Annotated in this window: 6 protein-coding genes; 5 read left to right on the top strand and 1 reads right to left on the bottom strand. The window is 68.5% G+C overall.

Translation table 11 applies throughout. The features are described 5' to 3' along the window. The 4 genes from glgX to treY are packed head-to-tail and all read left to right on the top strand — an operon-like array spanning window position 1 to window position 8,157. On the top strand, window positions 1–2,097 hold the full coding sequence (glgX, locus tag KF889_19725) for a glycogen debranching protein GlgX (GenBank protein ID MBX3501676.1): 2,097 nt from the start codon (window positions 1–3) through the stop codon (window positions 2,095–2,097). Then, window positions 2,094–3,827, top strand: coding sequence for a malto-oligosyltrehalose trehalohydrolase (gene treZ, locus KF889_19720; GenBank protein ID MBX3501675.1), 1,734 nt, complete (start codon window positions 2,094–2,096; stop codon window positions 3,825–3,827). The genes glgX and treZ overlap by 4 nt, the downstream gene beginning before the upstream one ends. Next, window positions 3,824–5,716, top strand: a complete 1,893-nt coding sequence (locus KF889_19715; GenBank protein ID MBX3501674.1) for a 4-alpha-glucanotransferase — start codon at window positions 3,824–3,826, stop codon at window positions 5,714–5,716. Before treZ ends, KF889_19715 begins: the two co-directional genes overlap by 4 nt. After that, on the top strand, window positions 5,713–8,157 hold the full coding sequence (gene treY, locus KF889_19710) for a malto-oligosyltrehalose synthase (protein MBX3501673.1): 2,445 nt from the start codon (window positions 5,713–5,715) through the stop codon (window positions 8,155–8,157). Before KF889_19715 ends, treY begins: the two co-directional genes overlap by 4 nt. Before the next feature lie 115 nt (window positions 8,158–8,272). Here the strand turns inward: treY and KF889_19705 are convergent, their stop codons facing one another. Continuing rightward, window positions 8,273–10,744 carry an NAD-dependent epimerase/dehydratase family protein gene (locus KF889_19705; protein ID MBX3501672.1) on the bottom strand — a complete coding sequence of 824 codons (2,472 nt, stop codon included), beginning with the start codon at window positions 10,742–10,744 and terminating at the stop codon, window positions 8,273–8,275. Between the two features lie 231 nt (window positions 10,745–10,975). Here KF889_19705 and KF889_19700 point away from each other — a divergent pair, with 231 nt between their 5' ends. Next, window positions 10,976–11,554 (top strand): cytochrome c oxidase assembly protein, encoded by a 579-nt coding sequence (locus tag KF889_19700; GenBank protein ID MBX3501671.1) that lies wholly within the window; start codon window positions 10,976–10,978, stop codon window positions 11,552–11,554.

The following is an 11,554-nucleotide window of genomic DNA, read 5'->3' as shown; positions in this document are numbered from 1 at the left end:
GTGCCGGCGCGGGTCGACCGGCTGCTCCCCGGCGCGCCCCATCCGCGGGGCGCCACGTGGGACGGGCTGGGAATCAATTTCGCTGTCTTCTCCGCGCACGCCGCGCGCATAGAGCTTTGCATCTTCGATCCCTCGGGTCGACGCGAGATCAAGCGCCTGCCATTGCCCGAGTACACCGACGAGGTCTGGCATGGCTACCTGCCCGGGGAGCATGCGGGCCTGGTCTACGGCTATCGCGCCTACGGACCCTACGAGCCGACCAGGGGCCATCGCTTCAATCCGCACAAGCTGCTGCTCGACCCCTATGCCCGTCGGCTCACCGGCGAACTGCGCCAGTCCGACGCCCTCTACGGCTACCGCGTGAACTCGGCGCGCGCCGATCTCTCGTTCGACCGCCGCGACAGCGCTCCCGGCATGCTGAAGGCGGTGGTGGCGGAGGATGGCTTCAACTGGGGCGACGATCGCCCGCCGCGCATCCCGTGGTCGGATACGGTGATCTACGAAGCCCACCCGCGCGGGCTCACCATGCTGCGCGACGATCTGCGCCTGCCGGATCGCGGCACCTTCGCCGCGCTTTCGGACCCCAAGCTGATCGACCATCTGCGCCGCCTGGGGATCACCGCGCTCGAGCTGTTGCCGGTCCACGCGTTCGTGCAGGATCGCCATCTGCTGCAGAAGGGCCTGCGCAACTACTGGGGCTACAACTCGATCGGCTTCTTCTGCGTCGAGCCGCGCTATGTCGGCGAGGGCGGGGCCAACGAGATGCGCGCGGCGGTGCGCCGGCTGCACGCAGCCGGCATCGAGGTGATCCTCGACGTGGTCTACAACCACACCGCCGAGGGCAGCGAGCTCGGTCCGACTCTGTCGTTTCGTGGCTTGGACAATGCCAGCTACTACTGGCTGGTGGCCGACAATCCGCGCTACTGCGTGAACGACACCGGCACGGGCAACACGCTGAACCTCTCACACCCGCGCGTGCTGCAGCTGGTGACCGACTCGCTGCGCTACTGGGTGAACGACTTCCACGTCGACGGCTTCCGCTTCGATCTCGGCGTCACGCTGGGCCGCGAGGCGCATGGCTTCGATCCGAGATCGGGCTTCTTCGACGTGCTCCGCCAGGACCCGGTGCTGGCGCAGGTCAAGCTGATCGCCGAGCCTTGGGATGTCGGGCCGGGCGGCTATCAGCTCGGCCAGCAGCCGCCGGGCTTCGCCGAGTGGAACGATCGCTTCCGAGACGGCGTGCGACGGTTCTGGCGTGGCGACGACAACATGCGCTCGGACTTCTCGGCACGGATCGCCGGCTCGAGCGACTTCTTCGACCGGCGCGGACGGCGTCCCTGGGCCTCGATCAACTATGTCGCCTCGCACGACGGCTTCACTGCGGCCGACATCGTGCGCTACGCCGAGCGGCACAATGAGGCCAACGGCGAATCGAGCAATGACGGCCACGCCGAGAACTATTCATCGAACTGGGGCGTTGAAGGGCCCAGCAACGACGCCAAGATCGAAGCGATTCGCGACCGGGTGCTGCATGCCATGCTGGCGACCGTCTTTCTGGCGCAGGGCACGCCCATGCTGCTGGCCGGCGACGAGTTCGGCCGTAGCCAGCATGGGAACAACAACGCCTATTGTCAGGACAACGAGATTTCGTGGCTCGACTGGAAGCTGGCGGCCAGCAACAAGGGACGCGCGCTGAGCGGCTTCGTCGCGCGGCTGATCGCGCTTCGGCGTGCCCATCCCGTTCTGCGCTGCACTACATTCCTGCATGGCCGCGAGGAGCCGGTGCCAGGCGTCCTCGATATCGCGTGGTTCGACGAGGAGGGGCGCCCGATCGGCGAGCAGGACTGGAAGAATCCGATGGCTCATCTGCTGGTGCTGCGCCGTGCATCGAAGGGCGACGACGGCACGGTCGACGTGCTCACGACATTCTTCAATGCCGCCGCAGAGGATCGCGCGTTCCGGCTTCCGCCGCCGGCGATGCCCACGGCGATCATCCTCGACAGCGCCCAGCCGACAGCGTCGCGCCGCGCCGTCGAGGGCGACACGCTCCTCGTGCGCGCCCGCAGCCTCGTGCTGACCCAAAGCGAGGTCGCATGATCCACGCGCGGCAACTGCCCTTCGGGGCCACGCTGGTCGACGCCGATCGAGTGCGCTTCCGGCTGTGGGCGCCGCGGCAGCGGCGTGTCGAGGTCCTGCTTGGCGACGATGCGTCCGTCGCCATGCGCCGCGACGCCGGGGGCTGGTTCGAGGCGGAGGCGCGTTGCGGCCCCGGCGCCCGCTATCGCTATCGGCTGGGCAGCGGCGAGACGATAGCCGATCCGGCCTCGCGCGCGCAGCTGGGCGGCGTGCACGGCGAAAGCGTCGTCGTCGATCCGGTGTCCTACACGTGGCGCCACGCCGACTGGCGCGGCAGGCCGTGGCACGAGGTCGTGCTCTACGAGCTGCATCCGGGCCTGTTTGGCGGCTTCGAGGGGATCCAGGCCGAGCTGAAGCGGCTCGCCGGGCTGGGCATAACGGCGATCGAGCTGATGCCGGTCGCCGATTTTCCCGGCACGCGCAATTGGGGCTACGACGGCGTCCTGCAGTTCGCTCCGGCCTGCTGCTACGGCACGCCGGAAGATCTCAAGACGATGATCGACGCCGCGCACGGCCTGGGCCTGATGGTCTTCCTCGACGTCGTCTACAATCATTTCGGCCCGGACGGGAACTGCATCGCCGCCTGCGCGCCATCCTTCTTCCGCGACGACATCGCCACGCCTTGGGGCGCTGCCATCGACTTCCGCCGTCCCGAGGTGCGCCGGTTCTTCACGGAGAATGCGCTGATGTGGCTGATGGAGTATCGCTTCGACGGCCTGCGCTTCGACGCGGTGCACGCCATCGCCGAGCAGGACTGGCTGGTCGAGATGGCGCGCGAGGTGCGCGCTACCGTCGAACCCGGCCGCCACGTTCATCTGGTGCTGGAGAACGACGCCAACAGCGCCGGACTCCTGCGGCCGGACGCCTTCGATGCGCAATGGAACGACGACGCACACCACGCGATTCACGTTCTGCTGACCGGCGAGACCGACGGCTACTACGTCGATCACGCGCAGCATCCGGCCGATCGCCTGGCCCGCTGCCTTGCCGAGGGCTTCGACTATCAGGGTGAGGCCTCGGCCCATCGCGGCGGTCGCAAGCGCGGCGATATCTCGGCCGATTTGCCGCCCACTGCTTTCGTCTTCTTTCTGCAGAACCACGACCAGGTCGGCAACCGGCCCTTCGGCGACAGGCTGACGACGTTGGTCGAGGGCGAGACCTTGCGGGCCGCGGTTACGCTGCAGCTGCTGTGCCCGCAGATTCCGCTGATCTTCATGGGCGAGGAGCTGGGCAGCACCGTGCCGTTCCAGTTCTTCACCGATCATCGTGGTGAGCTGGCGGTGGCCGTGCGCGAAGGACGGCGCCGCGAGTTCGCCGCCTTCACGCGCTTCGGCGATGGCGAGATTCCCGATCCCAACGATCCGCAAACCTTCGAGCGCTGCCGCCTGGGCAACGAGCCGCCCAGTGCCGAGTGGGTCGACTTCTACCGCCAGATTCTCGCGCTGCGGCGCCAGGCGATCGTTCCGCGCCTTGCAGGCATGACCAGCCTCGGCGCCGCCACCCTGTCGGCCACCGCCGTCCTGGCGCGCTGGCGCGGACGGGCGGGCGAGGTCCTGACCATCGCCGCCAACCTCGGCGGCGAGCCCTGCGTGCTGCCCACCATCGCCGGGGACCTGCTTTTCGCCAGCCGCGCGAACAGCGAGCACGGTCACCTGGCCGCGCGCTGCACCGTGGCGTTCCTCCAGACATGAGTGACGAGGCGGTGCGCGCGCTGGCCCGCGAGGCCGGCATTGCGGTCGAGTGGACCGACGCCTCCGGCCAGCCGCAGATCGTCTCGCTCGACGTGCTGCGCCGCATGCTCGCGGTGCTGGGCCTGCCCGCCGACTCGCCGGAACAGGTGGCGCTGAGCCGCGATCATTTGTGCGCGCCGCCTCCGCTGCCGCCGATGATCACAACGACAATCGGCGTGGCGTGCAGGGTTCCAGGGCTGAGCGGTTCGGCCGAGCTGCGCCTGGAGAGCGGCGAGGGGCTTGCGCTCGTCGGCAATGAGCTGCCGGCCATTGTACAGCCCGGCTACCATGTCCTGCGCACGGCCGAGCGCGAGATCCTGGTAGCGGCGGCGCCCCGCCGCTGCGTCACTCTCGATGATGTCGCCGCCGGCCGGCCGATGTTCGGGCTGGCGGTGCAGACCTATGCGCTGAGGCGTGCCGGCGATGATGGCATCGGCGACACGACTGCCTTGGCCGACCTGGCGCGTCAGGCGGCGCGACATGGCGCCGACGCGCTGACGGTCAGTCCGGCCCATGCGCTGGCCACCGACGGGTCTTCGCATTTCACGCCGTACTCGCCGTCGAGCCGACTGTTTCTCAACGCCCTGATGGCGGATCCGGCCTGCGTGCTGGGGGACGAGCGCGTGCGGCGCGCCCGAGCCGGGCTCCAGATAGATGACGGCGAGCTGATCGACTGGCCGGCCGTATCGCGAGCCAAGCGCATCCTGCTGCGGCGTCTGCACCAGGAATTCGTGCGCGACGGGCTGCCGGCCGACGATCTGCGACGGTTCGTCAGCGAGGCAGGGCCACGTCTGGTGGAGCACGCACGCTTCGACGCGCGCGGCAGGGAAGCCGAGATCGATTACCTGCTGTTCGAGCAGTGGATCGCCGACCGCGCCTTGGCCGGTGCCCAGCGCGCGGCGCGCGATGCCGGCATGCGCATCGGCTTGATCGCCGACCTGGCGGTCGGGCTCGATCGCAATGGCAGCCAGGCGCGCTCGCGCCCGCAGGACATGCTCGACGGCGTCAGCATCGGCGCACCACCGGATTCCTTCAACATGAAGGGGCAGGGATGGGGCCTCGGCGCCCTCTCGCCGCGCGCCCTCGTCGACTCGGGCTTCGAGCCGTTCCTCGCGACCCTGCGCGCCGCCCTGCGTCACGCCGGCGGCGTGCGCATCGATCACGCCATGGGCATGATGCGGCTATGGCTGATTCCCGATGGAGCCCCGCCCACCGAAGGGGCATATCTCGCCTATCCGCTTGACGATCTGCTGCGCCTGGTGGCGCTCGAATCGCATCGCCACCGCGCCGTCGTGATCGGCGAGGATCTCGGCACCGTGCCGCCGGCGTTTCGCGAGCGCTGCCGCGAGGCCGGTATCGCCGGCATGGACGTTATGTGGTTCCAGCGCGACGACAGCGGCTTTCTGCCGCCGCGGCGATGGCGCGGTGATGCGATCGCCATGACCACGACCCACGATCTGCCGACCGTTGCGGGCTGGTGGCAGGGCGCGGATATCGGGCTGCGCGCCGGGCTCGGCCTGGCGTCGGAGGCCGACGCGCAACGGCCGCAGGACCGTTCGGCCTTGTGGCGCACCTGTGTCGAGGCTGGTGTCGCCCAGGGTGTCGAGCCGCCACCGCATGATCCGGCGCCAGCCGTGGACGCGGCGATCGGCCTGGTGGCTGCCGCGCCATCGCCGCTGGCGATCGTGCCGCTGGAGGATCTGCTGGGCCTCTCCGAGCAGCCGAACCTTCCCGGCACGGTCGACGAGCATCCCAACTGGCGTCGCCGCCTGAAGTTCCCCGTTGATCAGCTGCTGGAACCGGCGCCGGTACAGGCACGCCTGAAGCGTCTGGCGGCGCGCTCGTCGTGACGCCGCGCGCCACCTACCGCCTTCAGTTCCATCGCGGCTTCACCTTCGCCGATGCAACGCACATCGTGCCGTATCTCGCCGCGCTGGGGATCAGCCACGTCTACGCTTCGCCGATCGCCGCGGCGCGCGCCGGCTCGACGCATGGCTATGACGGCATCGATCCCACCCGCATCAATCCCGAGCTCGGCGGCGAGGTTGCCTTCCGCGCCATGGTCGCGGCGCTGAAGGAGCGCGGGCTGGGGCTGATCCTCGACATCGTGCCCAACCACATGGCGGCGGGCTGGGAGAATGCCTGGTGGGTCGACGTGCTGCGCCATGGTCCCGCCAGCCGCTATGCCGGCTTCTTCGACATCGACTGGCAGCGCGAAGATGGCAAGGTGCTGCTGCCGGTGCTGGGAAAGCCGCTGACGGACGTGCTGGAGGCCGGCGAACTGGTGCGAGGCGACGGCACGCTGCGCTACCACGGGCATCGCTTTCCGCTGAACGAGCACGCCGAGCTCGGGCGGCAGCACTATCGCCTCGCGTGGTGGCGCAGCGCCGGCGATCGCATCAACTGGCGCCGATTCTTCGAGATCAACGACCTTGTGTGCCTGCGCCAGGAAGACGAGGTGGTCTTCGACGCCACGCACGCGCTGATCCTGCGGCTGCATCGCGAGGGCGCGATCGACGGCGTGCGGATCGATCACATCGACGGGCTGACCGATCCGGCGGCCTACTGCCGCAAGCTGCGTCAGCGCCTCGGTCCGCACGCCTACATCGTCGTCGAGAAGATCCTGCTCGGTGGCGAGACGCTGCCGCCTTCGTGGAGCTGCGACGGCACGTCGGGCTACGATTTTATGGATGAGGTCAGCGCCCTGCAGCACGATCCGGCCGGCGAGGCACCGCTGACCGACGCCTGGGCCGAACTCAGCGGCCGTCCGGCCGATTTTGCCGTCGAGGAGCAGGCGGCACGCCGCGAGATGCTCGATCGCAGCTTCGGCGGGCAGCTCGAGGCCTGCGTCGATGCTTTCCACATGGTGGCGCAAGACGACCGAACCAGCGCCGACGTGACCCGTCCGGCCCTGCGCCGCGTGCTGGTGGAGCTGCTGGCGCATTTCCCGGTTTATCGAATCTATGGCGCGGGCGACGCCGATGTCGCGGTGCTGAAGCGGGCAGGAGCGGACGCGCGTGCCACCATCCGTCGCCACGACAGCTGGGTCCTCGAGCACGTGCTGCGCTGGCTCGGCACCGGGGCGGACAGCGACGCTCGCGGCCGCGCCGTCGCGCGCTTCCAACAGCTGAGCGCGCCGATCGCCGCGAAGGCTGTCGAGGACACGGCCTTCTATCGGTACGGCCGTCTGCTGTCGCGCAATGACGTCGGCTTCGATGCGTCGCGCTTCGCCGATCTGCCGGCGACCTTCCATGCGCGCATGGCCAGGCGGCTATGGATGGCGCCGCTGAGCATGCTGGCGACGGCGACGCACGACCACAAGCGCGGCGAGGACGTGCGTGCGCGCCTGGCGGTGCTGAGCGAGATCGCACCGGAGTGGATCGCCCATCTGCGGCGGTGGCTGGTGTGGAGCGCCCCGCTGCGTGGCGAGCGCATGCCTGTCGATGCCGATCTGGCGATGCTGTTCCAGACAATCGTCGGTGCCTGGCCGCTGGATCTCGATCCCGCTGACGACGATGGCCGCGCGGCGTTCGCCGAGCGGCTGGCGGCGTGGCAGCAGAAGGCGCTGCGCGAGGCCAAGTTGCGCAGCGACTGGATCGATCCCGACGAGGCCTACGAGGAAGCGGCTCGCACGTTCGTGTCGCGGCTGATCGCCGGGCGCGCCATTCCCGATCTGCTGGAGGGCATCGTCGCCTTCGTCGAGCGCATCGCGCGGGCGGGGGCGATCAACAGCCTGGCGCAGCTGGTGCTCAAGCTCACGGCACCCGGCGTCCCGGACATTTACCAAGGCACGGAGTTTTGGGATTTCAGCCTCGTCGATCCCGACAACCGCCGGCCGGTCGACTTCGCGCGGGCGGCCGCGTCCCTGCGAGCGCCCGGCGGGGATTGGCGGGCTGGAGCCGTGAAGCAGCGGATGGTCGCGGCGTTGCTGGCGCTGCGGTCGCGGATGCCGGAGGTGTTCACCAGGGGCGCGTACGAGCCGATCGAGGTCCAGGGAGCCCAGGCCGAGCAGTTCGTCGCCTTCGCGCGACGACTCGGCAGCGAGGTCGTCGTCGTCGCCGTTCCTCGCCTGGCTTACGGCATGGTTGGGGACTTGGCGTCGCTCGCGATCTCGCCCGAGGTGCTGGGCGGAGCATGCCTGCGGCCCTCCTTCCAGCCGGCGACGCTGGTCGACATTCTTGACTCGCGCGAGGTTCGTTTCGATGCCGCCCGAGTGCCGCTGACGAGCCTGTTCGGCCGCCGGCCGGTCGCGGTGCTGTTCGGCAGCGTATCGGCGCAGACCCAGGATTAGTTCGCGGGCCCCGTCCCACGGGCACCAGGGATACCCGGATGTTCGACCTCCGCGAATGTGTCGGCACGATCTTGATCGCGGGCAGTTGAAATCAGCACCCCGGCGTGCCCCGACGCTAAACGATCAGCCGGCTCCATCCGGCGTAGCGGCTTCGCACCGGGCCGCGGAACAGGCTCAGGGAGCACAGGGCCAGGCCGGCGATGACGGAGGCGGTATGGACCATTGCCGTTTCCTCTCTGAGGAAGAGATCGGAAATCAATGCGATCCCCCATAGACAATTCAGCAGGCGTACCGGCCGCGCCACCTCGGCGGCGGCGATCGCCGTCGTCGTGAGGACCAGGGCCCCGATGACATGGTGCGCATTGGCGGTTCCCTCGCCGGTATCGAGGGCCAGGCGGCTGAGCATCAACCACACGCCGATCGCGGCGCATATCGCCATGTTCCAGGGCAGGGAGACGCCGCCCGCGACCATTTCGCGTGCCAGTGCCGGCAGCGGCCTGTCGAGTTCGTTGTCGACGGCAGGTGGAGGCGTGCCTTCGTCGGTATCGCCGAACACCAGGATTCGCAGCACCTTGCGGCCGGCGCGCTGCCGCCGGCGCAGGAACTGCAGGGTCGCCAGCAGTTCATCGAGGGAGTAGGGGATCTGGATCAGCATGGCCGCGGCCGCGATCAGGCAAAGGGTGCACCAGGTACCGATGACGATCGGCTGGATGACGATGAAGGTGATGGACACCACGCCCAAGGGCACGATCATCAGGCCGAACAGAAGCACCAGCCATGGCATCGTGCGCCAGCGCCGCGTCGAGCCGACAATCCCGGTCACGATCTCCAGCGCATAGGTGAGGGCGCCTACCGCGGCGTCCGGCACCGGCCAGGCGCGGGAGACTTCCGAGGTGATGATCTCTTCCGTCCCGTTCTTCGGATCCGGCCCGCCGGCGAAGAACGGCTCCCATACCGAGTCGATGTGGCCAAGCTGATAGGCCGCGAGATAGCGCGACGTAAGCAGGCCGATGACCGCCAGGGCGATGATCGGCAGGCGCTGCGTCCATGCCGATGGGTTGTAGTCCCAGCCCGATGGCACCGCGGGACCGCTGGCGGCCGCGAGCGGCGATGGTCCCGGTTCGGGCGGCGTGCCGACGGCGAAGGCGACGACAAGCCCACCGACCAGCGTGTCGTTGAGATAGGCCATGCCGTTGGGCGTCCAGAAGATGAACGCCGCCGACATTACCCAGATGCCAATGGCCGCGACGGTCCATCGCGCCCAGGACCTTCGCGGCTCGAGCGCGATCGCACTTAGGATCATGATCGCGAGTCCCGCCGCGACGTCGCTCGAGATGAGCAGCGCGCCTTCCAGACCAATGAGCGGTGGCGACGCAGCCAGCCAGAAGCCCATGAAGATGTTTGCGAGATGTGCCCAGCGGAAGCGGCGGTGTTCGTCCAGGTACTGGCTTTCGTGCCGGCGCCTGAGCGCCTCTGGATCGTGGCCCGCCTTGTCCGCAGCTTCTATCCAGGGTGGCGGCGTGATCTTGTTCTCGCGGTACCAGGCCGCGGGGTCCTCCTTGAGTGCCGCGACAAGCATCGGCAGTTCGTCCGCCAGTCGGCGCCGCGGCTCCCAGCCCAGCAGCCGCCGGGCCGCGGCTATGTCGAGGGCATAGTGATCGTCGGCCATGTCGACCATGAACGGTCGAATGAACGGCTTCTCGCCCTGGTCGAAGGCGTCGGGCACGATCGGCTCGATCACTCCCTGCGCCCAGGCGCCGGCCTTGGCCAGCGGCTTTGGCACCTCGATCGTTGGCCAGTCTTGCTCGCCATGGATCGCCTTGCCGATCGCGTCCTGGATCTCGTCGTAGCCCATCGCTTCGGGCTCGCCGATCAGCAGCGTCACCTCGCGCGGTAGCTCGGCGCGCCGGTCGACCACGCGGCGGAACGCGTCGATCATGTCTTCCTTGTGCAGCATGCTTTGGCCGGCAGTCGGGTCGCCGGAATAGAGCTTGCTCTGCAGGGTGCGCTCGTAGATGCGCGCAATCTGCTGGGCGAGCGTCGGCACTGCCGTTCGCTCGTCGTACAGCCCGGCGAGATGCAGCAGCACGATCGGGATACCGCCGTGCTCCTGGCGGATCGCCGCCTCGGCGTCGGCCTTGGACTTCGGATACACCCACTTCGGCTCGATCGGCTGGCTTTCATCGATTCGTTCGCCGGGCCGGCAGGGGCGGTGGACCAGCATCGTGCCGGAATAGACGAACTGCCCGATCTCGAATTCCTGCAGCGCGCGCAGCAGCCGTCGTGTCCCTTCGATGTTCACGGTCCGGTAGAGCTCGTTGTCCTCGCCGCTGAAGTCGAAATATGCCGCCAGATGGATCACGCTGGCGATGCGCCCGCCAAAGCGTCGGCGCACTTCCTTCAAGGCGGCGGCGAGCTTTTCATCGGATGTGATATCGGCGGCTATGACGGGAACGCCGCCGGCGAGCTCGCCTTCGTGCCGGTCCAGGCCGACGACGCGATAGTTCCGTCCCAGGGCGGCGGCGAGCGCGCTTCCGAGAGTTCCGCCGGCGCCCATGATCAGCACCACGGGCCGGGTGCCTGACATGCCAGACCTCGCGCTGGTTGGTACGCAGGCGTGCAACGAGTGGTCTTGGCCATCGTTCCAGTCATTCGAACAGCTCGCGGATGGGGCGGATCGATCTTGGATGCCTTGGCTGCTGCGAGTGCAACCCCGTGTCTCCTGCGACGTTCGCCATGCGCCCGTACACCCGCCCGCGTAGACTCCGCTTGCGGGATTCTGCGATTGCGCCCTGGCCAGAGAGCGATGCACGAGCAAATGCAGGTTCTTCTCGCCGGTTACGGGCCCCTCAGTGCCGGGATGGGCGTGCACATCCTGCTCATGAACCTGCTTGCACCAGCTGCCGCCCTGGGGAGCGTCAGGGTCTCGGGGACCGCCGCTGGCCGAATGCACGGGCTTGTGCCGGCCTCGGTCGTGCAACTCCTGCTTCTGTGGGGATGGCATGCGCCACCATCTCTGGCAGCGGCAATGGAGCAACCGGCGTTGCATTTCGTGATGCAACTTTCGCTGGCGCTTGCCGCCGTCTGGTTCTGGAGGGCGGTCGTTCGCGCGATGGCAACCTGCCCCTGGCGCGCCATCGCGGCTCTGCTCCTCACGAGCAAGCTTTTCTGCCTGCTCGGTGTTCTGCTGACATTCGCGGCGCGACCGCTCTATCCGGCGATGACGCATCACGACGTGATGGCTGCCGACCCGCTGGCGGATCAACAACTCGCCGGCCTGATGATGCTGGTCGCCTGTCCTCTCAGCTATCTGGTGGCCGCGGTCGTCGTCGCGTGGCGTTGGCTGGCGCCGGCCGCCCAAGCCGGACACCACCCCGAAGACGTCAGGGTGACCTAG

It is taken from the genome of Alphaproteobacteria bacterium, from assembly GCA_019635875.1.
GTDB lineage: Bacteria > Pseudomonadota > Alphaproteobacteria > Reyranellales > Reyranellaceae > JAFAZJ01.
Note: the sequence above shows the minus strand (reverse complement) of the source record. Positions and strands in the feature narration are given on the sequence as shown.